This is a genomic window from Mesorhizobium sp. B3-2-1 (assembly GCF_006439515.1).
GTDB lineage: Bacteria > Pseudomonadota > Alphaproteobacteria > Rhizobiales > Rhizobiaceae > Mesorhizobium.
On record NZ_VFTI01000009.1, the window covers coordinates 104422 to 128012 of the forward strand.

General features: G+C 62.7%; 31 protein-coding genes and 1 other RNA gene. 12 read left to right on the top strand and 20 right to left on the bottom strand.

Going from position 1 to position 23591, the window contains the following annotated elements; genetic code table 11:
- Positions 1-8: 8 nt before the first annotated feature.
- The 3 genes from FJW08_RS11870 to FJW08_RS11880 form a co-directional block, all read right to left on the bottom strand.
- Positions 9-401 (bottom strand): type II toxin-antitoxin system HicB family antitoxin, encoded by a 393-nt coding sequence (locus FJW08_RS11870; protein ID WP_224615360.1) that lies wholly within the window; start codon positions 399-401, stop codon positions 9-11.
- A 106-nt stretch (positions 402-507) separates the two neighbouring features.
- Complete coding sequence (locus FJW08_RS11875; protein ID WP_140810693.1) at positions 508-954, bottom strand: GNAT family N-acetyltransferase; 447 nt, start codon at positions 952-954, stop codon at positions 508-510.
- A 91-nt stretch (positions 955-1045) separates the two neighbouring features.
- Positions 1046-1885 carry a MoxR family ATPase gene (locus FJW08_RS11880; protein WP_140810694.1) on the bottom strand — a complete coding sequence of 280 codons (840 nt, stop codon included), beginning with the start codon at positions 1883-1885 and terminating at the stop codon, positions 1046-1048.
- 144 nt (positions 1886-2029) lie between these two features.
- On the opposite strand from FJW08_RS11880, the gene ssrS reads away from it, so the two are divergent.
- From ssrS to FJW08_RS11900, 4 genes are all read left to right on the top strand, one after another.
- Positions 2030-2185, top strand: a non-coding RNA gene (ssrS, locus tag FJW08_RS11885) — 6S RNA.
- Between the two features lie 95 nt (positions 2186-2280).
- Positions 2281-2868, top strand: coding sequence for a 5-formyltetrahydrofolate cyclo-ligase (locus tag FJW08_RS11890; protein ID WP_140810695.1), 588 nt, complete (start codon positions 2281-2283; stop codon positions 2866-2868).
- A gap of 63 nt (positions 2869-2931) precedes the next feature.
- Positions 2932-3756 carry a YmdB family metallophosphoesterase gene (locus FJW08_RS11895; RefSeq protein ID WP_140810697.1) on the top strand — a complete coding sequence of 275 codons (825 nt, stop codon included), beginning with the start codon at positions 2932-2934 and terminating at the stop codon, positions 3754-3756.
- Between the two features lie 68 nt (positions 3757-3824).
- A complete protein-coding gene (locus FJW08_RS11900; RefSeq protein WP_140810699.1) occupies positions 3825-4592 on the top strand; it encodes a TerC family protein in 768 nt (255 codons plus the stop codon).
- Positions 4593-4647: 55 nt separating this feature from the next.
- On the opposite strand, the gene FJW08_RS11905 is transcribed toward FJW08_RS11900, so the two are convergent.
- The 3 genes from FJW08_RS11905 to FJW08_RS11915 are packed head-to-tail and all read right to left on the bottom strand — an operon-like array spanning position 4648 to position 6041.
- On the bottom strand, positions 4648-5115 hold the full coding sequence (locus FJW08_RS11905; RefSeq protein ID WP_140810700.1) for an SRPBCC family protein: 468 nt from the start codon (positions 5113-5115) through the stop codon (positions 4648-4650).
- A gap of 25 nt (positions 5116-5140) precedes the next feature.
- Entirely contained in the window at positions 5141-5503 is a 363-nt protein-coding gene (locus FJW08_RS11910; RefSeq protein WP_140810702.1) for a hypothetical protein, read from the bottom strand.
- A gap of 16 nt (positions 5504-5519) precedes the next feature.
- Complete coding sequence (locus tag FJW08_RS11915) at positions 5520-6041, bottom strand: SRPBCC domain-containing protein (RefSeq protein WP_140810775.1); 522 nt, start codon at positions 6039-6041, stop codon at positions 5520-5522.
- Between the two features lie 11 nt (positions 6042-6052).
- On the opposite strand from FJW08_RS11915, the gene FJW08_RS11920 reads away from it, so the two are divergent.
- The 4 genes from FJW08_RS11920 (at position 6053) to FJW08_RS11935 (ending at position 8501) form a co-directional block, all read left to right on the top strand.
- The gene (locus tag FJW08_RS11920; protein WP_140810703.1) at positions 6053-6376 is read left to right on the top strand and encodes a helix-turn-helix domain-containing protein; all 324 of its coding nucleotides are present in this window, start codon (positions 6053-6055) and stop codon (positions 6374-6376) included.
- 197 nt (positions 6377-6573) lie between these two features.
- Complete coding sequence (locus FJW08_RS11925) at positions 6574-7323, top strand: YebC/PmpR family DNA-binding transcriptional regulator (protein WP_140810704.1); 750 nt, start codon at positions 6574-6576, stop codon at positions 7321-7323.
- A gap of 96 nt (positions 7324-7419) precedes the next feature.
- Positions 7420-8211 (top strand): RDD family protein, encoded by a 792-nt coding sequence (locus FJW08_RS11930; protein ID WP_181182905.1) that lies wholly within the window; start codon positions 7420-7422, stop codon positions 8209-8211.
- Entirely contained in the window at positions 8208-8501 is a 294-nt protein-coding gene (locus FJW08_RS11935; RefSeq protein WP_140810707.1) for a SelT/SelW/SelH family protein, read from the top strand. Before FJW08_RS11930 ends, FJW08_RS11935 begins: the two co-directional genes overlap by 4 nt.
- 24 nt (positions 8502-8525) lie before the next feature.
- Here FJW08_RS11935 and FJW08_RS32370 read toward each other — a convergent pair whose 3' ends face one another.
- Together FJW08_RS32370 and FJW08_RS11940 are read right to left on the bottom strand one after the other, a co-directional pair.
- Positions 8526-8687, bottom strand: a complete 162-nt coding sequence (locus FJW08_RS32370) for a hypothetical protein (protein ID WP_181178241.1) — start codon at positions 8685-8687, stop codon at positions 8526-8528.
- 58 nt (positions 8688-8745) lie between these two features.
- Complete coding sequence (locus FJW08_RS11940; protein ID WP_181182906.1) at positions 8746-9225, bottom strand: DUF1772 domain-containing protein; 480 nt, start codon at positions 9223-9225, stop codon at positions 8746-8748.
- A 144-nt stretch (positions 9226-9369) separates the two neighbouring features.
- On the opposite strand from FJW08_RS11940, the gene FJW08_RS11945 reads away from it, so the two are divergent.
- The gene (locus FJW08_RS11945) at positions 9370-9999 is read left to right on the top strand and encodes a TetR/AcrR family transcriptional regulator (protein WP_140754800.1); all 630 of its coding nucleotides are present in this window, start codon (positions 9370-9372) and stop codon (positions 9997-9999) included.
- Positions 10000-10001: 2 nt separating this feature from the next.
- Here the strand turns inward: FJW08_RS11945 and FJW08_RS11950 are convergent, their stop codons facing one another.
- Together FJW08_RS11950 and rpmE are read right to left on the bottom strand one after the other, a co-directional pair.
- Positions 10002-10502, bottom strand: coding sequence for a hypothetical protein (locus FJW08_RS11950; protein ID WP_140810708.1), 501 nt, complete (start codon positions 10500-10502; stop codon positions 10002-10004).
- A gap of 98 nt (positions 10503-10600) precedes the next feature.
- Positions 10601-10822, bottom strand: a complete 222-nt coding sequence (rpmE, locus tag FJW08_RS11955; RefSeq protein WP_010912060.1) for a 50S ribosomal protein L31 — start codon at positions 10820-10822, stop codon at positions 10601-10603.
- 205 nt (positions 10823-11027) lie between these two features.
- Here rpmE and FJW08_RS11960 point away from each other — a divergent pair, with 205 nt between their 5' ends.
- Complete coding sequence (locus tag FJW08_RS11960; RefSeq protein WP_140754796.1) at positions 11028-12827, top strand: ABC transporter transmembrane domain-containing protein; 1800 nt, start codon at positions 11028-11030, stop codon at positions 12825-12827.
- A 35-nt stretch (positions 12828-12862) separates the two neighbouring features.
- On the opposite strand, the gene FJW08_RS11965 is transcribed toward FJW08_RS11960, so the two are convergent.
- Positions 12863-14350 carry a carboxypeptidase M32 gene (locus FJW08_RS11965; protein WP_140810709.1) on the bottom strand — a complete coding sequence of 496 codons (1488 nt, stop codon included), beginning with the start codon at positions 14348-14350 and terminating at the stop codon, positions 12863-12865.
- 142 nt (positions 14351-14492) lie between these two features.
- On the opposite strand from FJW08_RS11965, the gene FJW08_RS11970 reads away from it, so the two are divergent.
- Complete coding sequence (locus FJW08_RS11970; protein WP_140810710.1) at positions 14493-14846, top strand: DUF1304 domain-containing protein; 354 nt, start codon at positions 14493-14495, stop codon at positions 14844-14846.
- Between the two features lie 98 nt (positions 14847-14944).
- On the opposite strand, the gene FJW08_RS11975 is transcribed toward FJW08_RS11970, so the two are convergent.
- The 9 genes from FJW08_RS11975 to FJW08_RS12015 form a co-directional block, all read right to left on the bottom strand.
- Positions 14945-15370, bottom strand: a complete 426-nt coding sequence (locus FJW08_RS11975) for a hypothetical protein (protein ID WP_140810711.1) — start codon at positions 15368-15370, stop codon at positions 14945-14947.
- 248 nt (positions 15371-15618) lie between these two features.
- Positions 15619-16650, bottom strand: a complete 1032-nt coding sequence (locus tag FJW08_RS11980) for a peptidoglycan -binding protein (protein WP_140810713.1) — start codon at positions 16648-16650, stop codon at positions 15619-15621.
- Position 16651: 1 nt separating this feature from the next.
- Positions 16652-17677 carry a MotA/TolQ/ExbB proton channel family protein gene (locus FJW08_RS11985; protein WP_140754786.1) on the bottom strand — a complete coding sequence of 342 codons (1026 nt, stop codon included), beginning with the start codon at positions 17675-17677 and terminating at the stop codon, positions 16652-16654.
- A 118-nt stretch (positions 17678-17795) separates the two neighbouring features.
- Positions 17796-18482, bottom strand: a complete 687-nt coding sequence (locus FJW08_RS11990; protein ID WP_140810714.1) for a hemolysin III family protein — start codon at positions 18480-18482, stop codon at positions 17796-17798.
- 81 nt (positions 18483-18563) lie between these two features.
- On the bottom strand, positions 18564-19364 hold the full coding sequence (locus tag FJW08_RS11995) for an inositol monophosphatase family protein (protein ID WP_140754782.1): 801 nt from the start codon (positions 19362-19364) through the stop codon (positions 18564-18566).
- 86 nt (positions 19365-19450) lie between these two features.
- Entirely contained in the window at positions 19451-20017 is a 567-nt protein-coding gene (gene efp / locus FJW08_RS12000; RefSeq protein WP_027141779.1) for an elongation factor P, read from the bottom strand.
- Between the two features lie 211 nt (positions 20018-20228).
- Positions 20229-21269 (bottom strand): tetratricopeptide repeat protein, encoded by a 1041-nt coding sequence (locus FJW08_RS12005; protein ID WP_140810715.1) that lies wholly within the window; start codon positions 21267-21269, stop codon positions 20229-20231.
- Between the two features lies 1 nt (position 21270).
- The gene (locus FJW08_RS12010; RefSeq protein ID WP_140810716.1) at positions 21271-21918 is read right to left on the bottom strand and encodes a thiamine phosphate synthase; all 648 of its coding nucleotides are present in this window, start codon (positions 21916-21918) and stop codon (positions 21271-21273) included.
- Between the two features lie 131 nt (positions 21919-22049).
- On the bottom strand, positions 22050-22955 hold the full coding sequence (locus FJW08_RS12015) for a DMT family transporter (RefSeq protein ID WP_140810717.1): 906 nt from the start codon (positions 22953-22955) through the stop codon (positions 22050-22052).
- A 132-nt stretch (positions 22956-23087) separates the two neighbouring features.
- Here FJW08_RS12015 and FJW08_RS12020 point away from each other — a divergent pair, with 132 nt between their 5' ends.
- On the top strand, positions 23088-23546 hold the full coding sequence (locus FJW08_RS12020; protein WP_140810719.1) for an Lrp/AsnC family transcriptional regulator: 459 nt from the start codon (positions 23088-23090) through the stop codon (positions 23544-23546).
- Positions 23547-23591: the final 45 nt, after the last annotated feature.

The window sequence follows — 23591 nt, forward strand, 5'->3', positions numbered from 1 at the left end:
GCCGGCCGTTACCTGTGGCCCTCGATCTTTTCTCGTGCGGCGCTTGCGATAAAGGCAGAGCGCGTCAGTCCGCGACGGCTGGCCTCGGCATCTATGGCCGCCAGCAGGCCGGCGTCGAGCGACAGATTGGCTCGAACGGGCCGCCCTGAATCGATCAGCACCGGAATCATGACGGCGGATTCGCCAGCAGAGCTATCGATCTCGTCCGCTCTCAACAGATCTGCCAGCGTGCGTGCCTTGGGCAAGGAAGCGCTCTTCGCCAATCGTGCTTCGACCCATTCGCGCACAGCCGATGTCGCATCGGCAATCGCCTCTTCGGGGTTTGCGCCGCCACCATGGCAACCGGGAAGATCAGGGATCCGCACGCCCCAAACATCGTCCGCGCCGTCGAGAATCCCCACATAGTGCGTCATGCGTTCCGTCCTCAGATCCATCCGGCGAGCCGGGCGATCGACCGCGCGACACCAGGCGATTGTTCGCGATGGTGACTATTTCAATTACTTAGCGTCAGAGCAAATCATACTCGATAAAGCCTGTCCTGCGCGCGACGTGGTCATAGAGCTTGCGCGCGGTGGCATTGGTCTCGTGCGTCATCCAGTAGACGTTTTTTACCCCGATCTTGCCGGCCTCCTGCTTCACCGCCTCGATGAGGGCCGCGCCGATGCCCTTGCCGCGCACATCCGGGTCGGCGAACAGGTCCTGCAGGTAGCAATTGTTTTTCTCCGACCAGCCCGAGCGGTGGTAGAGATAGTGGGTGAGGCCGACGGCCTTGCCGTCGAGGGTAGCGATAAAACCCTTCGGCTCGAATTCGCCTGTCGTGAACAGGCGCTTCCAGGTGACGGCGTAGACCTCTTCCGGCAGCTTGGTTTCGTAGAAGGTCAGGTAGTCGGTCCACAGGCGGCGCCAGTCGGCGCGGTCGGATTGCATGAGCGGGCGGACAACGATCTCAGACATTTTATCTCCTCCGAAGGGTTCTGGCCGAAGCTGACGTGGTCTTCGGCCGGCGGCAACGGTCCACAGCCGGGAAAGCGCTAACGCTGCCTTGCTATTGCTGTCTTCTCGCCATGAAGGCCAGCCGCTCGAACAGATGCACATCCTGTTCGTTCTTCAACAGGGCGCCATGCAGCTTGGGCAGCGCGCTCTTGGCGTCGACGCGCAAATCCTCGGGCGCGATGTCGTCGGCGACCAGCAGGCGGATCCAGTCCAACGCCTCCGACGTCGATGGCTTTTTCTTCAGCCCCGGCACGTCACGGATTTCGTAGAATTGGGTAAGCGCCGCGCGCACCAGGTTCTGCTTGATGCCGGGATAGTGGACATCGACGATCCTGTGCAGCGTATCGACATCGGGAAAGCGGATGTAGTGGAAGAAGCAACGGCGCAGGAAGGCGTCCGGCAGTTCCTTCTCGTTGTTGGAAGTGATGATGACGATGGGGCGGACGGCGGCGCGGATGGTCTCGCCGGTCTCGTAGACGAAGAACTCCATCCGATCGAGTTCCTGCAGGAGGTCGTTGGGGAATTCGATGTCGGCCTTGTCGATCTCGTCGATCAGGAGCACGACCTTTTTGCCGCCCGCGAATGCCTCCCAAAGCTTGCCGCGCTTGATGTAGTTCTTGATGTCGTTGAACCTGACATCGCCGAGTTGGCTGTCGCGCAGCCGCGATACGGCGTCGTACTCGTAAAGACCTTGCTGCGCCCGCGTCGTCGATTTGACATGCCATTCGATGAGGTCGAGGCCGAGTGCCGCCGCCACCTGGCGGGCAAGTTCCGTCTTGCCGGTGCCGGGCTCGCCCTTGACCAGCAGCGGCCGTTCCAGCGCAATCGCCGCGTTGACCGCCACCATCAGATCCTTGTCGGCGACATAGGCCGCCGTGCCTTCGAAACGCATTTTTGCTCCTCGGTTCATTCCGGGGACCGTAAGGAGGCCCTCTGGTCCGCGCAAGGGCGGGTCTGCAACGGCGATCAGGCCAACCGGTTCGGAAAGAGCGCCGTCTCTCTGGCGCTTGGGCCACCATCGGCATATATTGGCGGAGGCGGTCTGCGCTTCCCGGCAGGAGACACTTTTCCCCGGGGCCTTAATGATCCTTAGGGAGCTGTCCCTGGGAAGACCCGTGGGTTTTCTCACACGGCGCCCACCTACTTTGTAGGCACCCGGGATCGACCTCTCCACCGGTTGTGTGGATCGTCACTGATTGCCATTGTCCATGCATTTCGGTGGATGATGCGGTAGAAAACGTCGTTCCTAAAACTCCACCAAGATCCGACCTTTTCTATCGTCTGAGCATGACATCCTCAAAAGATCTGAAAAAGCATCTGCGCCTCGAGGCACTCGCTCGCCGCGACGCGCTCGATGAATTCTGGCGGGTCGAGGCCGCGCTCGAAATGGCGGAGACGGCGCGCGACCACCTGGAGATCGGGCCTGGCCAGATCGTCTCCGGTTTCTGGCCGATGCGCTCGGAGGTCGATGTCAGGCCGCTGATGTTCGCCTTGCGTGAGCAGGGCGCACGGCTCTGCCTGCCTGCCATTCTCGACAAGACCACCATCGTCTTTCGCGAGCTGGTTCGTGGGGCGCCGATGGTCGACATGGGCTTTGGCACGGTCGGGCCGCACGCGGAGGCCGAAGTTCTCGACCCCTCGGTCATGCTGGTGCCGCTCGCCGCCTTCGACGCGCGCGGCCACCGCATCGGTTATGGCGCCGGCTATTACGATCGCGCGATCGCGAAGCTCGTCGACAAGGGGCATGCGCCCCGGTTGGTCGGCATCGCCTTCGACTGCCAAGAAGTCTCGCAAGTTCCCGACGAGCCCCATGACGTGGTCATCCCGGAAATACTCACCGAGAGCGGGTTGCGCCGCTTTGCGCCAAAATTGTAGATAGTTCTTTGAAACGCATGATCTTTGCCGAAAAGTCATGCAACTTTTCGGGATCAGGCATAGATGAGACTTCTCTTCCTCGGGGACATGGTCGGCAAGACGGGCCGCACTGCGGTGTGGGAACAATTGCCTGGCCTGATCTCCGACTTCAAACTCGATTTCGTCATCGTCAACGGCGAGAACGCCGCCGGCGGTTTCGGCATCACCGAAGAGATTTTTCGCGAGACGATCGCGGCGGGCTGCGATGTCGTGACCACCGGCAACCATGTCTGGGACCAACGCGACGCGCTGGCCTTTGCGCCGCGCGAGCAGCGTTTCCTGCGGCCCTCCAATTTTCCCAAAGGCACGCCCGGGCGCGGCTCCGGCGTCTACATCGCCAAAAACGGCGCGCGCGTGCTGGTTGCCAACATCATGGGCCGGGTGTTCATGCATCCCGAGCTCGACGATCCGTTCCAGGCCGGCGAACGTGAACTCGCCGCCTGTCCGCTCGGTGAGCAGGCTGATGCGGTAGTGATCGACTTCCACGCCGAGGCGACCTCGGAGAAAATGTGTTTCGCGCATTTCGTCGACGGCCGCGCCAGCCTCGTCGTCGGCACCCACACGCACCAGCCCACGGCCGATCACCAGATCCTCAATGGCGGCACCGGCTATCTCTCCGACGCCGGCATGTGCGGCGACTATGATTCCTCGCTCGGCATGGACAAGGAAGAACCGCTCAATCGGTTCCTGTCGAAGGTGCCGAAAGGCCGTTTCGAGGCAGCGACCGGCCCGGCGACATTGTGCGGCGTCGGCGTCGATATTTCCGACCGCACCGGGCTGACCGAGAAGATCGCGCCGTTTCGTCGCGGGCCACGACTGGAGGAAACCGCGCCGTCCTTCTGGTCGTGACATTGATATGGGGGGTCGCAGTACCTAATTGCCGGCGACACTGCTCTAGATCGTAGGGGACGACCTCCATGCAGCTTTTCGAATTCCTGGCGCCGCATTTTCAATTCGTCTCCGACCCGACCGCATGGGTCGCATTGCTGACGCTGGTGGTGCTCGAGATCGTGCTCGGCATCGACAATCTGATCTTCATCTCCATCCTGACCAACAAGCTGCCCGTGGAGCAGAGGGCTCGTGCGCGCCGCCTTGGCATCTCGGCTGCGCTGATCATGCGCCTGGTGCTGCTCGCCACCATCTCAGTCATCGTCCAGCTGACGACGCCGGTCTTCACGGCCTTTGGCCACGGCTTTTCCTGGCGCGACCTGATCCTCATCGCCGGCGGCCTGTTCCTGGTCTGGAAGGCAACCAAGGAGATCCATCACACAGTCGACCCCGACGACCATCAGGACACGATACTGGGCGAAACGCTCAAGATCTCGCTTGCCGGCGCGATCTTCCAGATCCTGCTGCTCGACCTCGTCTTCTCGATCGATTCCATCATCACCGCCGTCGGCATGACCGACGAGATCGCCATCATGTACATCGCGGTCATCGTGGCCGTCACGGCGATGATGCTGGCAGCCGGTCCGCTGGCGGACTTCATCGCCAAGAACCCGAGCATCGTCATGCTGGCGCTGGGCTTCCTGCTGATGATCGGCATGACGCTGATCGCCGACGGCATGGGCTACCATGTGCCCAAGGGCTACATCTATGCCGCGATGGGTTTTTCGGCGCTGGTCGAGGGGCTCAACATGTTGGCGCGGCGCCGCAAGAAAGCGAAGTCCGGCGACGGACACTGAGACCGACCGGCCAGGGGCAAGCCAAGAACCGCTTCGCACTTTTGCCGGAATTGGTTTAATGCCCGGGCACGCCCTTCGGATGGCGGTCGGCGATCAGGCCCAGCGCCAGGCCCTGTTCGAGCCAGGCCTTGGCGCCGGCGAGCACAAGCGCAAAGCCGCCGGTCGAGCCGACCGCTTCTTTCACCTGCTCGTCGCCATTACCGGCAAAGCCGAAGTTCCGGACTTCGAGGAATGTCGCCTCGCCAGGCATTTCGGTGAAGGTCCAGACCACCGTGGTCGGCGGAACGCTCCACGTCATGACGATCTTCTTGTCCCGGACGATCTCGCTGACATCGACGGTCGTCGAGACGCCATACATGCGCCACTCCCACTGAACCGGCTTGCCGCCATCAAGCCGGCCGCTGCCATGGGTGAACCAGAATCTGGTCGTGATCGCCGGATCGACGATGGCTTCGAAAACATCAGCGACCGGCCGCCGGATCAGGATGGCGGCTTCGGCTGTAGGGGCTTCACGGATTTCCATGGCGACCTCCTTTTCGAATACGCGCTCACCAGGCGTCGGGTTCGCGCACCATGTGAATGATGTTGGCCGGATTGGTGATCCAGCCACCACGGAAACCCTCGCCCAATGGCTCGATGGCGTCGCAACGCACAACGCCTGCCTTGGCCAGATGATCCGCGGCGCCCGGAAAATCCTGCGTGAAAAGCTCCAGCCAGATCTCGGCCTGGCTCATCATCGGCGCTTCGTCGATCCACAGCCTGACAGGGCCAAGTTCGAAGCCGATCGCCGGCGGCTTGGCGGTGAACGGCTTGAGGCCGACGACGTCGCGGTAGAAGGCGATCGTCGCTTCGTCCTGGTGCGATGGCACCTTCATGGCGATGTTGACGCCGCCGGCGATCTTCGCGGTCATGCTGGGCTCCGTTTTTTCAAATGTTGTTTTCGCTGGCGGGTTCGCCCTTCATCTCGCTGCGATAGTAACCGTCGCGCAGATTGATGCCGTATTCGACATAGGCCTTCATGCAGGCCAGCATCTGTGACCAGCCCTCGCAATTCAGATAGGACTTCTTCAGGCCGACCGCGCCTTCCTGCCAGCCGCTCTCGGCTATGGTGACGAAGGTGCCGCCATCGTCGAGCGGCTCGAAATTCATCTCGATGCGGGTCTTGTAGGCGGGCTTGCCGTCGGCGTCGGTGGCATCCCAGCGCAGCACGATGCGGCTGTCCTTGACCACTTCGTCGACCTGGACTGGCACCTTGCCCCACCAGACGACATCTGAACCGGCAACCAATGGCGCGCTGGCGCCACCGATGGTGGTGAAATAAGCGCTGAGCTTCTTCGGATTTACGACCGCGTCGAAGACCTCGGCGACCGGTTTGCCGATGCGCCCTGAAACACTGAATCCAAGAGAATATCCACAACTCCTTGCTTGATCGCGACGATAATATGTTATATAAACATAACATGTCAAGCCAATCCCAGGACGACAATGTTTTCAAGGCGCTGGCGCATCCGCGCCGGCGCCAAATGCTGGATCGGTTGAAAGACGAGCCCAAGACCACCGGCATGCTGTGCGATGCCTTTCCCGACATCGACCGCTGCACCGTCATGCTGCATCTCAAGGTGCTGGAGGAGGCAGATCTGATCGTCGCGCGCCGTGACGGACGCGAGCGCTGGAACCATCTCAATGCGCTGCCGATCAAGCAGATCCACGACCGCTGGATCAGCCAGTATGCCGGCCATGCGCTCAGCATCATCGACCGGCTGAAGTCCGATCTGGAAGCATAGGCACGGCCGGGATCGCCGCAGCACGGCGCGGCTGGACGAATTGAGCCGATTTATCTATAAGCCGGCCATTCCGACAAAGAGCGCCGTACGTCCTCTGGACGCATCAAGGACGTTCTGAAATTGAATTCGAGCCTTTTGCAAAGGCGAGGTGACGCATCTCGCGGCAGGACGCTCTAGCCGAACACGACAGGGGTGCCATGGCTGGCCATTCACAGTTCAAGAACATCATGCACCGCAAGGGCCGTCAGGATGCGGTGCGGTCGAAAATGTTTTCCAAGCTGGCGCGCGAAATCACCGTTGCCGCCAAGAGCGGGACGCCCGATCCATCGATGAATCCGCGCCTGCGCCTGGCGATCCAGAACGCCAAGGCGGTGTCGATGCCGAAGGACAACATCCAGCGCGCCATCAACAAGGCCTCGATGGGCGATGCCGAAAACTACGAAGCCGTGCGCTACGAAGGTTATGGGCCGGGTGGCGTCGCCGTGATCGTCGAGGCGCTGACCGACAACCGCAACAGGTCGGCGTCCAATGTCCGCGCCGCCTTCACCAAGGCCGGCGGCGCGCTCGGCGAAACCGGATCGGTGTCGTTCATGTGGGACCGCGCCGGCGAAATCTACTATCCGGCCTCGACCGGCAGTGCCGACAAGATCATGGACGCGGCCATCGATGCCGGTGCCGACGATGTCGAATCGGACGAGGAAGGCCACACGATCTATTGCGCCTTCGAGACTCTCGGCGAGGTGTCCAAGGCACTTGAAGCCTCGCTCGGCGAGGCCGAATCGGTCAAGGCGATCTGGAAGCCGCAGAACAATGTCCCGGTCGACGAAGAGCGGGCGCAGTCGCTGATGAAGCTGGTTGCGACGCTTGAGGACGATGACGACGTGCAAAGCGTCTACGCCAACTTCGAAGTCGACGACGAAACCTTGGCCAAGCTCAGCGCGGCGTGAGTTGCAGAGCGCCGCGCGGGCGGAAGTGTACGCGGACATATAGCCAAGGAGTCCTTGCCTAAAGTATAGATGGGTCAGTTGTCGGCGGGAGGGGAGATGACTGACGAAGGGATTCAACTTGCCAATGCGATTGCTTGGCCTCGGCGCGGTGGCCTTTGGCGACGGCTGTTCGCTTCGCTTATCGACTATCTCGTCATCTTCGTCGCTCTTTATTCGCTGGTTGCGGCCTTGTTTCTGTTGACCGACGGCGGAGTGAAAGGCAGCTTTTGGCTGAACTGGAAAACGTGCCAGTCCGCCAGTCTGAACGGAACAGTCGATCCTTTATTTTCCCGCTACGATTGGCAGGTTTGTGCAACATCCTTCTTCGGTTTTCCGGTGGCCAGATGGGCAGCCGGCACAAGCACAGACCCTCAATCGAAGGCAGTCTCAACGCTTTCGATAGACCTTGATTCAAACGGAAAATTTCGACCTGCGGCACTGGATCTAGGCTTCCTCCAAGTGCTAGTCTTGGCGACCTATCTTCTTGTTATGGAGGGGGCTTTCAGCCGTTCGCTTGGCAAGGGGATCCTGGCACTCTTCGTCCATGACGAATTGGATTGGCATAGGGAAGGCCTCGCTTTGCAAAAAGCCGTTCGTCGGCAGGTGGTAAAATTCTTGGGCTATCTGCCTGCCACGCTGGTCGGAGCTTTCTTTGCTTTCGAGACCTGGAAAACCGTTCCGGCACCCGTGCTGAACTATTCCCGACTGGAAATCGTAATCGCCTTCACCGCGTCTGCCCTAGCTTTTCTCTGGCCATGCTGGATCGCGCTGGCCATCGCATTCGGCAACGAGCCAATACATGACCGGGCCGCCGGCACGACCGTGCGCGTTCTCGAGACGGACCAATGAACGCGTCGGGGAAGCCTTGCGTCGCCATCACCTACTGCACGCAATGCCAGTGGCTCTTGCGTGCCGGTTGGATGGCGCAGGAGCTGCTCTCCACCTTCGGCACCGATCTCGGCGAAGTGACGCTGGTGCCGGGCACCGGCGGCATCTTCACCATCTCGTGCAACGATGTGCTGGTCTGGGATCGCAAGCGCGATGGCGGCTTTCCGGACGCGGCGAAACTCAAGCAGTTGGTCCGTGACGTGATCGATCCGGATCGTGATCTCGGTCACGCCGACCGCAAGAAGAGCTGAGATCTTCCCGCGAAAGCAGGACGATCATTTGCCGCGCTTCTTTCCGAAAACGGCACCGATCCCGGCGCCGATCGCCATGCCCATGCCGACACCGACGGCGGGGTCATCCATCGCCGCGCCAAGGGCAGCGCCGAGGCCGACCCCGATCGCAATGCCGATGGCCATGGTCGAATAAGGATCGTTCACGGCTCTTCTCCCGAAAATGTGGCCGCCACGACGCCCGGATGGGCGGCCCGCAAACATGTCAACGCGAGGCGAACCAGAAGGATGCCATGGCCAAGATGGCGGTGACGGTGCGAACGTGGTTCCACATCACCCAGTCCCGGAGAAAGCCGGTCCATACGGCTGCGCCATTGCTGCTGGCCGGATCGACGGCGGCCAGCGCATCGTTGAGCGGCACGTTGAAGACCATGGTCACGATCGGGTTGCCGACGAGATAGATCAGCGCGCCGGCCAGAAGCCAGAACGAACCCGGCTGGCTCCAGCCGATGATGGCGCCGGAGATGAGCACGAGGCAGACCAGCCCGGTGCCGAAGAGCGCCGTCATGAACATCGGCGTGATGACGGTGACGTTGATCGAATTCATGGCGGCGATGCCGCCCGCCGCCGGCAGGCGAGCGAACGCCGGCACGACGAAGTTGGAGAAGGCAAAGAACACGCCGCCGACCACGCCTGCGCCCAGGGCCGCGATGAAGGTGAGGGTGGGAAGAAGTTTGACGATCATGTCGGTTGCTCCAGCCGGTTGCAGCGGTTTGCTCTGCTTGGAAATGTGAGTTATATTCACATTTGCAAAACGTGATAAACCCTCGTATTTTGCGAGTCAAGTCATTCGAGGCGATTTTGCCGAGCGCGTTTGTTGGAGACAGTCATGGAAGGTACACCGGCCAACGAGCAGATCGCTTCGCCGCGCCGGGCACCAAGCCAGCAGCGCAGCCGCGAGCGGGTCGAGCGCATGCTGGCCGCCGCCTCGGCGCTGATCGCCGAGCAAGGCAGCGATGCCATGCGTATGGGGGAAGTCGCTGAACGGGCCGGGGTGTCGATCGGATCGCTCTACCAGTTCTTCCCGGACAAGCGGGCGATCGTCTGGGCGCTGGCCGAACGCTATACGGTGGAAAGTCAGGCCTGCATCTCGGCGGCGCTCAAGGACGTTACGGATGCAGAGGGGCTGGGCCGAGCGTTTTCGGAGCTGGTCGATATCTACTACCGACTGTTCCTGGCCGAACCGGTGATGCGCGACATCTGGTCGGGCACACAGGCCGACAAGGCGCTGCGCCAGCTCGAGCTTGCCGACAGCCGGGCCAATGCCGAATTCCTCGGTGCGGTGCTGAAGCGGCTACGTCCCGGCGCCGACCCCGTCTCCCTGGAGACGACGGCCTTTCTCGTCTGGCAGATGGGCGAGGCGGCTATGCGGCTGGCGATCTCGGTCGAGCGGCAGGAGGGCGACAGGCTGGTCGCAGCCTACAAGCGCATGGCGCTCAGGGAACTGCTGGCGGCATAAGGCTAGCGACCCAGATAATTCAGAAGCATTTCAGCTCGCTCATCCTCGGAACACATTATCGTCCGGGCAAGACTGAGCATACCGCGATGGAGCGCGACCACCGCCAATGCGGAGGTCACGATCGTCTCACATGCCTCGGTTTCCAGATCCCTCAACGCCAAATGGAAAAGCGTCTGCCAGGCGGCTTTGTAGTGGGGTTCGATCCAATCCGGTATCGGCGGGTTCCGGTCGTCGAGCAATCGCGCTTCTTCGATGATCGCGGCTAGACCGTAGACTCGCCAATTCGCCGGAACATGTTCTCTGGAGATACGAACGATTTCGGGAATCGCGGCGTAAGATGCGTCTCCTAAGTCTCCCTGATGGTGCAATTCGTTCAGGAGTTCGTTCCAGATTGTCTCGTCATCGTAGCTGACGGCCAGCGCTCGCAAGGCCGGTCGTGGATCATATGTAACCTTGTATCCGCCCTTGAGACTGGACCATCGGTGATCGTCGAGAATGGACATATCGCCTCCCGTGACCAATTGCGTTCCACGGCAGGGGACTGAGGTCAACAAAAAACCCGCCACGTGGGCGGGTCTTTGAACTGCGAAGGCAGTCTGGCTTAGAGGCCGAAACCTTCGAAGCGCTTCTTGAACTTCGACAGGCGGCCGCCGCGGTCGAGCAGGGTCTGCTGGCCGCCGGTCCAGGCCGGGTGGGTGGTCGGGTCGATGTCGAGGTTCATCGTATCGCCTTCCTTGCCCCAGGTCGAACGGGTCGTGTATTCGGTGCCGTCGGTCATGACGACCTTGATGGTGTGGTAATCGGGATGAATAGCGCTCTTCATGGCTCGGTTCCTGGCTTGCTGGCGCGGCTGACTGGCATAAGCCTGCGTCGATGCGCCCCTTTTTAAAACTCGAAGCCGCAGCTATTGAGGAGCCACGGCTTCTAAAACGGTCGGCGTGGCTATACATCAGCCGAAATTGAATCACAAGGCCGCAGCTAGCGCATATTGAGGCGCATATGCTGAGGCGGCTAGAGGAAACACCGAGATGGAGCAATCCAGCAGCGCAGACGAGCGCCGCCGCTCGCTCAAGCCGCTCAGGCGCCTGTTCCCTTATATTGCGCACTATCGTACGCTGGTCGTCGGCGCCATCATCTCGCTGGTCATCGCGGCGGCAACGACATTGACATTGCCGCTGGCCGTACGACGCATGATCGATCACGGCTTCTCGTCGTCCAACACGACCTTCATCGCCGAATACTTTGCAGCGCTGGTGGCGATGGCCGCCGTGCTGGCGGCCGCCTCGGCCGGCCGCTACTATTTCGTCATCACGCTTGGAGAGCGCGTCGTCGCCGATATCAGGCGCGACGTTTTCGCTCATGTGACGACGCTGTCGCCGGCCTTCTTCGACACCGCCCAGTCGGGCGAGATCGTGTCGCGGCTCGCCGCCGACACCACGCAGGTCAAGTCGGCGGTAGGTGCCACGGCCTCGGTCGCTCTGCGCAACGTCATCCTCGGCCTCGGCGCTCTCGGGATGATGGTTGTCACCAGCCCGAAACTGTCAGGCCTGGTCATAGCGGCCATTCCGATCATCGTGCTGCCGCTGGTCGCCTTCGGCCGCTCCGTGCGGCGCAAGTCAAGGCAGGCGCAGGACACACTCGCCGAGGCGACAGCCTATGCCAGCGAGCAGATAGGCGCGGTGCGCACGCTGCAGGCCTTTACCAACGAGAAACTGGTCACCGGACGCTTTTCGGGCGCGGTGGAAGCCGCCTTCGAAGCCGCACGCGCCTCGATCTTCGCGCGCTCCTTCCTCACTTTCTTTGCCATTTTCACGATCTTCTCGTCGGTCGTTGCGGTGCTGTGGTTCGGCTCGCGCGACGTGCTCGACGGCAATCTGTCACCCGGCACACTGGGCCAGTTCCTGCTCTATTCGGTGTTTGCCGCTGGCGCGCTCGGCGCACTGTCGGAAGTCTGGGGCGAACTCGCGCAAGCAGCCGGTGCCGCCGAACGGCTGACCGAGATACTGGCCGAGACGCCGGCAATCCAGGCTCCGGCCGATCCGAAGCCGATGCCGGCGGCCGACCAGGGCGCGATCGTCTTCGATGACGTCTCCTTCTCCTATCCGGCGAGGCCCGACCGCGCCGCCGTCCACTGCTTGAGTTTTTCGGTCAAGCCCGGCGAGACGGTGGCCATCGTCGGTCCCTCCGGTGCCGGCAAGAGCACCGTCTTTTCGCTGATTCTGCGCTTTTATGATCCCGAAACCGGCCAGATCCTGATCGATGGCGTCGACGTGCGCGAGGCCGATCCCGTCTCGGTCAGGCAGCGCATCGCCATCGTGCCGCAGGACGTCACCATCTTCGCGGCGAGCGCGCGCGACAATATCGGCTTTGGCCGACCAGGTGCCAGCGAGGCCGAGATCGAGGCGGCGGCGAAGGATGCGCTGGCCGACGAATTCATCCTCAAGCTCGAGAAAGGCTATGACAGCCAGGTCGGCGAGCGCGGCGTGACGCTGTCGGGCGGCCAGCGCCAGCGGGTGGCGATCGCCCGCGCCATCCTGCGTGACGCGCCGATCCTGCTGCTCGACGAGGCGACCTCGGCGCTTGACGCCGCAAGCGAGACGCTGGTGCAGACGGCGCTCGAGCGGTTGATGCAGGGCCGCACTACCATCGTCATCGCACACCGGCTGGCGACGGTGCTCAAGGCCGACAGGATCCTGGTCATGGATGGCGGCCGCATCGTCGAGGAAGGCACGCATCAGAGCCTTGTCGTCAAGGGCGGCATCTACGCGCGGCTGGCCAAGCTGCAATTCGAGACCGGCGCCAGTGCCTTCAGGGGCGCGGCGGAATAGCGGGCGCTTTTCGGCCGGCGACTACAGCTGTCGCCTCACGCGGTTCCATAGCGTTTGCGCAAATGCTCCGTGAAATACGTGGCGTTGAGTCTTTCGCCGGTGGCGCGTTCGAGCAGGTCAGGCGTCGACCAGCGCGACCCCTGCGACCATATCTTCTTGCGGCGCCAGTCGTTGATGGCCGCGAAATTCCCTTTCGCAAGGTCGTCGTCGGCTGAAGGATGTTCGCGCACCAGCGCGGCCCATTGCTGCGCCGCCATCATCGCGCCCAGCGTGTAGGAGGGAAAATAGCCGAAGGCGGCACCCGGCCAGTGCACGTCCTGCATCGGCCCATCGGCCGGATTGTCAATGGTGGAGAGACCGAGATAGTCGCGCATCTTGGCATCCCAGGCTTCGGGCAGATCAGCCACCTCCAGCCTGCCCGAGACGAGTTCCTGCTCCAGTTCGTAGCGCAGGATAACATGCAGGGGATAGGTCACCTCGTCGGCATCCACGCGGATCAGGCCGCGCTCGACGCGATGCACATGCGGCAGAAGATCATCGAGCGACCAGGCTTCGCCGAGATGCTTTTCCACCACCGGCAGCGCCCAGTGCCAGAAGGCGGGATTGCGGCCGATCTGCTTTTCGACGAACAAGCTCTGGCTTTCATGCACGGCCATGCCGCGGGCCTTGCCGAGCGGCCAGTGCGACCATGCCTTGGGCAGGTTCTGTTCATAGAGCGCATGGCCGGTCTCATGCAGCACGCCCATCAGCGCCGACAGGAAATCCGATGTCTTGTAGCGGGTGGTGATGCGCACGTCGCTCGGCACGCCGCCGCAGAACGGATGGTGCGACACCGACAGCGAGCCATGCGTCAGGTCGAAACCGACCGCCGCCATCATGGCAAGGCCGAGTTCGCGTTGCCGGTCGATGGCATAGGTGCCCGCAAGCGGCTTCAACGGATGCTTGCGCAGCCGCGCGTCCTGGATCGCCAGCGCCTCCGGCACGAAGCCTCTAAGGAAGGCCTTCAGGTCGGCGAAGACGGGGGTGATGTCCTCCGTGCGGTTGCCGGGGTCATATTGTTCCATCAGCGCATCATAGGGGGCAAGGCCGAGCACGTCGGAGCGCAGGGCTGCCTCTTCGCGCACCAGCGCCACCACGCCCTCGAGCGCCGGCTGGAAGCCAGCCCAGTCGTTCTTGGCGCGCAGGTCGCGCCATAGCTGCTCGCAACGCATGCGCGCCGTCGTCTGGCGTTCGACGAATTCGACCGGCAGACAGGCCAGGTTGGTGTATTGCCGCCGCAGTTCGGCGAGAGCCGCTCGTTGCTCATTGTCCAGTGCCTCGCCTTCGGCGGCCGCGATCCAGTCCGATATTTCCGGCGCGGTCGCCCTGGTGTGATACATGCCGGCCAGGGCGGCCATCGCTTCGGCGCGCTTCTCGCCACCGCCGACCGCCATGTGCGTTGCTTCATCGGCGCCGAGGATGGCCAGCGCATGTTCAAGCGCTTCCAGCTTGTGACCGAGGTCGTCGAGTTTGTGAAAGGACATGGCGGCTTCCGTGATTGAGGACGGCGCGAAAAGACACCAAGGCAAAAGCGTTGGCAACCCTCCGATACCATCCGGTAGATGCAGCTTGCGCAGGCGAGGTCGAGCATGAAATGCTGCCGGCGACGCGTGCAGGGGGAGCAGAATGATCGGCAACATTCTGGTCGGGCTGGTGGCCTCGATCCATGTCTACATTGTCTATCTCGAGATGGTGCTTTGGGATACGCCGCGCGGGCACAAGACATTCCGCCTGACGCCGGAATTCGCCAGCGCCTCCAAAGTGCTCGCCGCCAATCAGGGGCTCTACAACGGATTTCTCGCCGCCGGTCTGATCTGGGGGCTCACCCTCGGCGCCGCCGGTTTCCAGGTCAAGGTCTTCTTTCTGTCGTGCGTAGCCATTGCAGGTCTCTATGGCGCGGCGACGGTCGGCCGCAAGATCCTTTACATCCAGACCGTGCCGGCGGTGGTCGCCCTGATCGCGATCTGGCTCGGTTGGTAGGCAAGGTGGACTGGTGAGGAAAAAGGACGCCCGCGGGATTGGGGTCCCGAAGGCGCCAGTTGGTCCCTTCCTCTTGGACCTTTCAAGGCAGGATGGCCTCAACCGTTCGGATATTTTCCGCCGTCGGAGCCATCGCCAATCAGGAAACCGCTGCCGGTGTCGAGCATCAGACGCTGATCGACATTGTCGAGCCGGCGCAGCAGGTCATGGTATTGCGCGGCCGGTATCCTGCCATGATCCGACGCGGCTATCTTCTCGGCGGCCTGACCGATACGGGCCGTTCGCATTTCCAGGCGCTCCGCGACGGCCGGGACGATGTTGTTGGCTCGCCTGGCGTCGACGATGCCCTGATGGACACCCTGAACCTGCGCAACGAGCGCCGCGACGCGCGGGCCTGTCATGGCAGTCGGATCGGTCGCATCGAGTGCCCCCTTGTGGTGGCCCGCGGCATAGGCTCCGGCAAGCGGGGCGGCGATCAGAATTGCGGCAAGGGTTGCAGTCTTGAGAGATGCTGAAGAGCGCATGACGGCGCCTCCTTTTGATGGGAAGGAAGCGGCCTTGCCGCTCCGCGTTCCGGACGTGGGCCGTCCGGTTCCGTCGCGTCGCGATGGGGAGACATCGCCGGCGGTTCTCGGCCCTGAGCAACAAGCTAGGAGCGCTTCCGGGCGAAGTGTAATTAAAAAAAGATAATCTTTTCAGGCCTTGCTGGTCGCTTTCTGCGCCCTAGAGTTGAGCCGGCGAACAATTTCGCGTGAGAGCGCGTGATGATGGATCACCGTTCGGTGAGCTTCAGTTCAATGCGGCGGTTCTTGTTGCGCGCTTCGTCGGTGTCGGCGGGATCGAGCGGCTGGAACTCGCCGAAGCCGGCGGCGACCAGCCGGTTGGCCGGCACGCCGTTCTCGATCAGGAACTTGACCACCGAGGTCGAGCGCGCCGTCGACAGTTCCCAATTGTCGCGGTAACGGCCATTGCCGGACAGCGGCTTGTTGTCGGTGTGACCGTCGACGCGCAGCACCCAGTTGATCTCCGGCGGGATCTCTTTCTGCAATTCGATGATGGCGTCGGCGAGCTTCTTCATTTCGACCTTGCCGGCATCGTTGATCACTTCCGAGCCGGTCGGGAACAGCACTTCCGACTGGAACACGAAGCGGTCGCCGACGATGCGGATGTTCTCGCGGTCGGCGAGGATTTCGCGCAGGCGCCCGAAGAAATCGGAACGGTAGCGGTTCAATTCCTGCACGCGCTGCGCCAGCGCCACGTTCAGGCGACGGCCGAGATCCGCGATCTTGGTGTTGGAATCGCGATCGCGCGTTTCGGAGACGTTGAGGGCATCCTCGAGCGCGCCGATCTGCTTGCGCAAGGCCGCGATCTGCTGGTTGAGGATCTCGACCTGGCTCAGCGCCTGCTGGCTGATCTGGCGTTGGTTGTCGAGTTCACCGCCCAACTGCGCGGCACGCTGGTTGGCGGCGTCGCCGGCGCCGGCACCTTGTGCCAGCAACTGTTCGAGCCGGCTCTTCTCCGCCTGCGCCGCCGACAGCGATGCCTGCAGATTGGCGAGCGAATCCTCCTTGTCCTGCGTCGTCGAGCGCTCCAGCGCCAGAAGCTGGGTCAGTTCGTTGATCTGGGAGTTGAGGCGCGACAGTGCCGTGTCCTTGCCGGAGATTTCGCGGCCGAGCAGGAACTGCGCCAGCACGAAAACGGTGAGCAGGAACATGATGGCGAGCAACAGCGTCGACAGCGCGTCGACGAAGCCCGGCCAATAGTCGATGCGGCGATCGGTACGCCGGCCCCTGGCAAGCGCCATGCTAGTGCACCCCGGGCTTCTTCAGCGCGTCGGCGATCTTCTCCAGCGTGTTGCGCATCGCCTTCTGCTCGTCGGACTGGGCTTCGACCCAATCGCGCATGATCTGCTGCTCGGAACGCATGTTCTTGACCAGGCCGGAAATGCCGTCGGCGAGATTGGCCATGGCGGTGGCGACGCGCGGGTTGGAGCCGCCGCCATTCTCCTGCATGCTGCGCAGCCGTTCCGACAGCAGCCGGATTTCGTCGGAGGGTTCGGTCCTGGCCGGGTCGGAAACGACGATGTCGGACGACAGGTCGGTGACCGAGGACAGCCAGTTTTCGAGTTCGGTGTAGAAGCGCGTCTGGGCGCGGCCGGCCTGCAGGTCGAGGAAGCCGAGCACGAGCGAGCCGGACAGGCCGAACAGCGAGGACGAGAAGGCGGTGCCCATGCCGGCCAGCGGCGCCGACAGGCCCTGCTTCAGCGAATCGAGCACCGCCGCGGCATCACCCGTGCCGGGATCGAGCGATTGGATGGTCTCGCGGATCGAGCCGATCGTGTTCAACAGGCCCCAGAAGGTGCCAAGCAGGCCGAGGAACACCAGCAGGCCTACCAGGTAGCGCGAGGTGTCGCGGCTCTCGTCGAGGCGCGTGGCGATGGAATCGAGCATGGTACGCATCGAACTGGTCGAAAAGGCCATGGACGACGAGCGTCCTATCATCGCCTTCATAGGCGCCAGCAGCACCGGTTCCGTGGTCTCCGAGCCGGCGCGGAAGGAGTTGACCCAGCGCACCTCGCGAAACAGCCGCCCGACCTGCGTGAAGGCCAGCAGGATACCGACCACGAGTACGCCGACGATCAGGCCGTTGAGGCCGGGATTGGTGACGAATGCCGTCGTGACCTGGCGGGTCAGGATGGCGACGATGAAGGCGACGATGGCCAGGAAGATGACCATGGTCAGCAGAAAAACCTGCGGGCTCGACAATTTGTGCGGATCGTAGATGAGCACGTCGGAGCGCCTGCCCATGCCGAAGGATCTGAGTAAAGCCATCCGTGCCCCGTTTCCGATGCCGCTGCCGCCGATCACGTTGCTGGCGACTCTAAACGGAATTGTGACCAAATTGAATGGTGCTTGGCAATATTGCCACAGGCGGCTTGGAGCCGACGCTTCAAAGGCGATTGATGACCAGGCAATCGACCATGGCCGCCAGATGCAGGCTGGCGCCGGTGACGACGAAGCCGTGCCAGAGCGCGTTGTGGAAGCGCAGCGCCTTCCAGGCGAAGAAAATCACGCCGCAGGAATAGACGACGCCACCGGCGACGATGAGCACGATCGACGTGGTCGGCAGCGTCTCGACGAGCGGTTTGACGAGGACGATGCCGCTCCAGCCGATGGCAAGGTAGAAGACGATCGCCAGCCTGTCGAAGCGGCCGGGGAAGAACACCTTGATGGCAATGCCCGTTGCCGCCGCGGCCCAGACCAGAACGATCATCCAGCGCGCCAGCGGCGAGTTTCCCAACTGGGCGAGAAAGGGTGTGTAGGTGGCGGCGATCAAGAGATAGATCGCGGCATGATCGAAACGTCGCAGGATCCATTTCGCGGGCGACGTCACCGGCCACAGATTGTAGGTCAGCGATACCGAGAGCACCGTAAGCAGCGAGACGACATAGAAGGCGGCTGCGATGTATTCGCCGGGCCCGACCCGGGAGGCGGCGAGCGCCAGCAGCGCCGAACCGGCCGCGATCGCCAGCACGATCCCGACAGCATGGACGACCCCGTCGGCGATCATCTCGGCGCGCGAATAGTGCCAGCGTCCGATGAACGGGATGTCGATCTGTGGCGGGGTGTTGGTCATCTATCGTCCTGCATCACCCTAATCTGGGCGACCGACGGACAGTATTTCAAGCTTTGTTTGCGGTTTTACGACTGCGGCGGTTCAGCGCGGCGAGAGCGGCTTTTTCACCGTCTTCAGCAATGCGCGCTGGATGATCTCGTTGCCGGCGACGACCGTGCCGGTGTCGAGCATGTCCTGTCCGCCATCCATGTCGGAGGCGAAGCCGCCCGCTTCGCGGATCAAGAGCAGGCCGGCGGCGATGTCCCAGGCCGACAGGCCGACTTCCCAGAACCCGTCCATGCGTCCGGCGGCGACATAGGCAAGATCGAGCGAGGCGGAGCCCATGCGGCGTATGCCGGAGACCTCGGCCATGACGTTGCGCAGTTCGACCAGGAAATTGCCGTGGTGGCCGCGGCCGAGATGCGGCACGCCGCAGCCGATCACCGTGTCGACAAGCTTGGTGCGGCCGGCGACGCGCAGGCGGCGATCATTCATGAAGGCGCCGCCGCCGCGTTCGGTCGTATAGAGCTCATCCATGGCCGGATTGTAGATGACGCCGGCAACGATCTGGCCCTGGCGCTCGAGCGCGATCGAGACGGCGAAAAGCGGAATGCCGTGCAGGAAATTGGTGGTGCCGTCGAGCGGGTCGACGATCCAGCGGTGCTGGCTGTCATCACCGGCGATGGCGCCGCGCTCTTCCATCAGGAAGCCGTAGCCCGGGCGCGCCTTCGACAGCTCGGCGAAAACGATGTCCTCGGCCTTGCGGTCGGCCTGGCTGACATAGTCGCCGGGACCCTTCATCGAGACCTGCAGGTTCTGGACCTCGCCGAAGTCGCGCGACAGCGAGCGGCCGGCCTTCATTGCGGCCTGGACCATGACGTTGAGGAGGGCGGAGCGTGCCATAGTGCTTCTTCCTGGTGCGGCGCTTTAAACTCTGTCTCGATGCATGTCGGTGACCCACAACCGGGGCCACTTCAGGGCGACATGCATCAGTCGGCGCGGCGCACGTAAGTGATTTCGTTGGTGTCGACGATGATGCGTTCGCCGGCGCCGATGAAGGGCGGCACCAGCACGCGAATGCCGTTTTCCAGCACCGCCGGCTTATAGGAGGACGCCGCCGTCTGGCCCTTCACCACGGGATCCGCCTCGGTGATGGTCAGCGTCACATAGTCGGGCAGCGAAATGCCGATCGGCCGCTCCTCGTAGAGCTGAACCGTCACCATCATGCCGTCCTGCAGGAACGCGGCGCGGTCGCCGACGAAGTCCTTGTTCAGTTCGAGCTGCTCGTAGCTTTGGGTGTCCATGAACACCAGCGCGTCTTCCTGCTCGTAGAGGAAGGAAAAATCCTTCAGGTCGAGCCGGATCTGCTCGACCGTCTCGGCCGAACGGAAGCGCTCGTTGAGCTTGGTGCCGTTGATGAGGTTCTTCAGTTCGACCTGGTTGTAGGCGCCGCCCTTGCCGGGCTTGACGGTGTTGGTCCTGACCGCCACCCAGAGGCCGCCATCGTGTTCGATGACATAGCCGGGACGGATTTCGTTGCCATTGATCTTGGCCATGATGATGGGATCCGGGAATGAGACTTTCGCTGGAAAAAGCGATTTCGGCTCCCAAGACCACAAAACACCCGAAGAGGCAAGCTGACGCTGAGCAAGCGTGCCGGGCCAAGTATCAGCCGAAGCGCGGAATGCTGTCACGTCGAGGCTCGAACACGGCCCGTCCTTTGGCAAAGTCGTCCTGCATCATATGCAATGAGCGTGCGCGCTACCCTCAGGGCAACCGGTTCGCCTTCTGCAGGGCCTGCTTGGTCTGGTCGTCGCTCAGCCCTTGCAGGAAACCGTCCATCTCCTGATCGATGAGGCCGGCGCGGCGGGCGACGATGTACCAGGCACCGGCGAGCACGAGGTCCGGATCGGTGCCGATGCCTTGCATATAGAGTTTTGCCAGGCGGTTCTGGGCCGCGACATTGCCGCCTTCGGCGGCCTGCTTCGTCCAGCCGAAAGCCGATTTCAGGTCGCGCGCGCCGCCGCGGCCCTCGATCATCCAGGCGGCGAGATCGATCTGCGCGGTGTCGTAGTTCTGACGGGCGGCCTGCGCCAGCAGCCGCCGTGCCTGTGCATCGTCGCGCGGCTTGCCGCCGACGCCGTTGGCATAGATCTGCGACATGGCGTATTGCGCGTCGGCGAGACCGGTCGCCGCTGCGCGCTCATAATAGGAAACCGCCTTGGCCATGCCGGCGTCGCCGGGATCCTGCTGGACCAGCATCTGCGCGAAATTGAATTGCGCCAGCTGGTTGCCGGCTTCGGCGGCGGCCTGCATCAAGGCATAGGCCCCCTTCGTGTCCTTCTTGACGTAGCGGCCGTCGAGCAGCATCAGCGCATATTGGAACTGCGATTCCGGCACGCCCTGCTCGGCGGCAAGCGCGTACCATTTCGCGGCCTCGGCCGAGTTCAACGGCACACCCAAGCCACGCGACAGGATCTCGGCCACCAGCGTCTGCGCCGCCGGGTCGCCATTCTGCGCACGGACCAGCGCCAGATTGTAGGCGGTCTTGTAGAGCCCGCGCTGGAAGGCGCCATAGGCGGCGTCGGCCGGCTTGGCGCCGAAACGATCGGGATTGACGCTGTCGACCGAGGGCAGCGGTGCGGGCTCCGCCGTGGTGGCGGGCTGCGGCAGCTGGTTTTCGATCGGCTTGTCGGTGTGCACGCCGGTGTCAGGCTTGGGCTGCGGCAAGGGTATAGTTTCGGCGGCGGCGGCCTGGATCATCACCGCCGCAAGCAGGGCCTGAAGGGAAAGCCTTGCCAGGGACACGTCAATCCTCGAAGCGCGGCGCTGTTTCGTCGAGCAGCGCATTGGCCCGGGTGATTGCCGCCTTCGGATCGACGCCATCGGCAAACACGGCGCTCGACAGCGCGACGAATTCGGCGCGTGTGGCTGCCACCGTTTCGACGGAGGCAAGATCGGAACCGGCCTCGACGATGCAGGGGATCTGGATCATCTGCGCCCACCATTGCCCCAATGACAGATTGCGCGGATGCGGCTCGGGCTTGTTGTCGTAGCTGAAGCGGCCGAAGAAAATGTAATCGGGCCTGGCCTCGCCGAGCTCCAGCGCGTCGTCGCGGGTCTTGGCGCCGCCGGCGCCGACCATCATTTTCACCTGGAAATGCTCGATCGTCTCGGCAAGCTCGGCCTTGGAAACCTCGACATGGATGCCATCGGCCTGGACCCGGCCCGCGATGCGGGTGTCGCCAGCGATGATGACGGCCACGCCCGCGGCCTGCGCGGCTGGCACGACCTGTTCGGCGAACGCTTGGAAGGAGGCCTCGTCCATGCCGTTCTCGGGCAGGATCAGCGAGGCGACGTCGCCGCCGTCGAACGCGGCAGCGATGCGGGTGGCCGGCACGCCGGGCGGCGCGATCAGTACGATGCGGCAGCGGTTGGGGGGCGTTGCGTCATTCATGGTTCTTCGATCCCGGGTTTCGCCTATGCCGGGCGAAGATGGTTGGATTGCGGCATAGAGCAAACTGCCCGCTTTGAACAGGCGGGCAGCCAGGATCGGGATCTTTGACCTGGGGTAGCCAGTGTGTCGCCTTACTTGATCGGCTGTGGGCTCGCGGCGGACGGTCTCGGTTTCCACAATGTCCAGCCGAGATTCATGCCGGCGGCGGCGATCAGGATGGCGGCAGCGCCGACGACCTGGCTGAGATGCAGCCGATGGCCGAAAGCGGTGACATCGACCAGGATGGCAACGACCGGATAGATGAAGGACAGCGATCCCTGCAGATGCGTCGGCAGCTTCTGGATGGCGCCGTACATCAGGATGTACATCAGGCCGGTGTGGACGATGCCGAGCGTCGCCAGCATGGCCCAGCTCCATGGATTGGCGGGAAGATGCGAGAGATTGGCGAAGGGCGCCAGCATGACTACGCCGACGCAGACCTGGATGAGTGCGATCAGATGCGGCGGCGTGCCCTTGAGCTTCTTGGTGACGATGGCGGCGACAGCCCAGAAGAAGGCGGCGGCCAGGGCCATCAGAATGCCGGCGAAATAGTTCGTACCGACATCGCCGGCATCGGGGGCGGCCCCGACGATCAGCACCATGCCGGCGAAGGCGATTGCCAGCCAGGTCAGCTTGGTCAATGTCAGCCGCTCGGCGAACAACAGCGCGCCGAAGCCGACCAGCATGAAGGGCTGCGTGTTGTAGACCGCGGTGGCGATCGAGATGGAGGCGCGCGAGAACGCGCTGAACAGGAGCAGCCAGTTGATGACGATCGCTGCGCCGCCCAGTGCCGCGAGGCCGATGACGCGCAACGACAGCCTGTTGCGCAACAATCCAAGCGAAGCGCAGATGATGAGCAGCGTCAGCGCGCCGAACGCGCAGCGCCAGAACACCACATCCATGATCGGCTGACCGGACATGATGACGAACCATCCGATCGTTCCCAGGATCGCCATTGCCGCCGACATTTCGACCGTGCCGCGTACAGTATCCTTCATGATAAGCCTCTGAACCCGTTGATGCGGCATAATCTCATGCGATGTGAGAGCTTTCCATCTTTTGGAAAAGGCGATATGGAGGAGTTGCCTAATTATATTAGGTTACTACCTCAAGAACCATGAGAAAGATAAATGCTGGACGATCTCGACCGAAATCTGCTGGAAATCCTTGTCAGGGATGCGCGAACCTCACTGAAGGATCTGGCGGCCCAGGTCGGGCTGTCGTCGCCGAGCGTTTCGGAGCGTCTGCGGCGGCTCGAGGAACGGGGCGTCATCCGGGCGTTCACCGTCGAGATCGACCCGCTGGCGCTCGGCTATACGCTTCAGGCGATCGTGCGGATCAAACCTTTGCCGGGCAAGCTGCACATCGTCCAGAAGCTGATCGAGGAGATTGAAGAGTTCGGCGAATGCGACAAGGTGACGGGAGATGACTGTTTCGTCGCCCGGCTGTACGTGCGCTCGATCGGCGACCTCGATGGCATTCTCGACCGTATCGCCGACAAGGCCGAGACCAGCACCGCCATCATCAAGGCACAGCCGATCCGGCGGCGACCGCCGCCCCTGGGGTTGCCGTCGGGCTCACGGGCTTGACACCGCGTGGCCGTGGTGGAAAGGCGCGGCCAGTCCACCAAATGT

Excerpts from the sequence above, each read along its gene's own strand:
- FJW08_RS11990 (WP_140810714.1), bottom strand. The coding sequence starts at position 18,482 with ATGACCAACACCCCGCCACAGATCGACATCCCGTTCATCGGACGCTGG.
- FJW08_RS11945 (WP_140754800.1), top strand. The coding sequence starts at position 9,370 with ATGGAAGGTACACCGGCCAACGAGCAGATCGCTTCGCCGCGCCGGGCA.
- FJW08_RS11900 (WP_140810699.1), top strand. The coding sequence starts at position 3,825 with ATGCAGCTTTTCGAATTCCTGGCGCCGCATTTTCAATTCGTCTCCGAC.
- FJW08_RS11930 (WP_181182905.1), top strand. The coding sequence starts at position 7,420 with ATGACTGACGAAGGGATTCAACTTGCCAATGCGATTGCTTGGCCTCGG.
- FJW08_RS11950 (WP_140810708.1), bottom strand. The coding sequence starts at position 10,502 with ATGTCCATTCTCGACGATCACCGATGGTCCAGTCTCAAGGGCGGATAC.
- FJW08_RS11975 (WP_140810711.1), bottom strand. The coding sequence starts at position 15,370 with ATGCGCTCTTCAGCATCTCTCAAGACTGCAACCCTTGCCGCAATTCTG.
- FJW08_RS11925 (WP_140810704.1), top strand. The coding sequence starts at position 6,574 with ATGGCTGGCCATTCACAGTTCAAGAACATCATGCACCGCAAGGGCCGT.
- FJW08_RS11970 (WP_140810710.1), top strand. The coding sequence starts at position 14,493 with ATGATCGGCAACATTCTGGTCGGGCTGGTGGCCTCGATCCATGTCTAC.
- FJW08_RS11920 (WP_140810703.1), top strand. The coding sequence starts at position 6,053 with ATGTCAAGCCAATCCCAGGACGACAATGTTTTCAAGGCGCTGGCGCAT.
- FJW08_RS11980 (WP_140810713.1), bottom strand. The coding sequence starts at position 16,650 with ATGGCGCTTGCCAGGGGCCGGCGTACCGATCGCCGCATCGACTATTGG.
- FJW08_RS11895 (WP_140810697.1), top strand. The coding sequence starts at position 2,932 with ATGAGACTTCTCTTCCTCGGGGACATGGTCGGCAAGACGGGCCGCACT.
- rpmE (WP_010912060.1), bottom strand. The coding sequence starts at position 10,822 with ATGAAGAGCGCTATTCATCCCGATTACCACACCATCAAGGTCGTCATG.
- FJW08_RS11935 (WP_140810707.1), top strand. The coding sequence starts at position 8,208 with ATGAACGCGTCGGGGAAGCCTTGCGTCGCCATCACCTACTGCACGCAA.
- FJW08_RS11985 (WP_140754786.1), bottom strand. The coding sequence starts at position 17,677 with ATGGCTTTACTCAGATCCTTCGGCATGGGCAGGCGCTCCGACGTGCTC.
- FJW08_RS11960 (WP_140754796.1), top strand. The coding sequence starts at position 11,028 with ATGGAGCAATCCAGCAGCGCAGACGAGCGCCGCCGCTCGCTCAAGCCG.
- efp (WP_027141779.1), bottom strand. The coding sequence starts at position 20,017 with ATGGCCAAGATCAATGGCAACGAAATCCGTCCCGGCTATGTCATCGAA.
- FJW08_RS11940 (WP_181182906.1), bottom strand. The coding sequence starts at position 9,225 with ATGATCGTCAAACTTCTTCCCACCCTCACCTTCATCGCGGCCCTGGGC.
- FJW08_RS12015 (WP_140810717.1), bottom strand. The coding sequence starts at position 22,955 with ATGAAGGATACTGTACGCGGCACGGTCGAAATGTCGGCGGCAATGGCG.
- FJW08_RS11910 (WP_140810702.1), bottom strand. The coding sequence starts at position 5,503 with ATGACCGCGAAGATCGCCGGCGGCGTCAACATCGCCATGAAGGTGCCA.
- FJW08_RS11880 (WP_140810694.1), bottom strand. The coding sequence starts at position 1,885 with ATGCGTTTCGAAGGCACGGCGGCCTATGTCGCCGACAAGGATCTGATG.
- FJW08_RS12020 (WP_140810719.1), top strand. The coding sequence starts at position 23,088 with ATGCTGGACGATCTCGACCGAAATCTGCTGGAAATCCTTGTCAGGGAT.
- FJW08_RS12010 (WP_140810716.1), bottom strand. The coding sequence starts at position 21,918 with ATGAATGACGCAACGCCCCCCAACCGCTGCCGCATCGTACTGATCGCG.
- FJW08_RS11905 (WP_140810700.1), bottom strand. The coding sequence starts at position 5,115 with ATGGAAATCCGTGAAGCCCCTACAGCCGAAGCCGCCATCCTGATCCGG.
- FJW08_RS11890 (WP_140810695.1), top strand. The coding sequence starts at position 2,281 with ATGACATCCTCAAAAGATCTGAAAAAGCATCTGCGCCTCGAGGCACTC.
- FJW08_RS11875 (WP_140810693.1), bottom strand. The coding sequence starts at position 954 with ATGTCTGAGATCGTTGTCCGCCCGCTCATGCAATCCGACCGCGCCGAC.
- FJW08_RS11995 (WP_140754782.1), bottom strand. The coding sequence starts at position 19,364 with ATGGCACGCTCCGCCCTCCTCAACGTCATGGTCCAGGCCGCAATGAAG.
- FJW08_RS11965 (WP_140810709.1), bottom strand. The coding sequence starts at position 14,350 with ATGTCCTTTCACAAACTCGACGACCTCGGTCACAAGCTGGAAGCGCTT.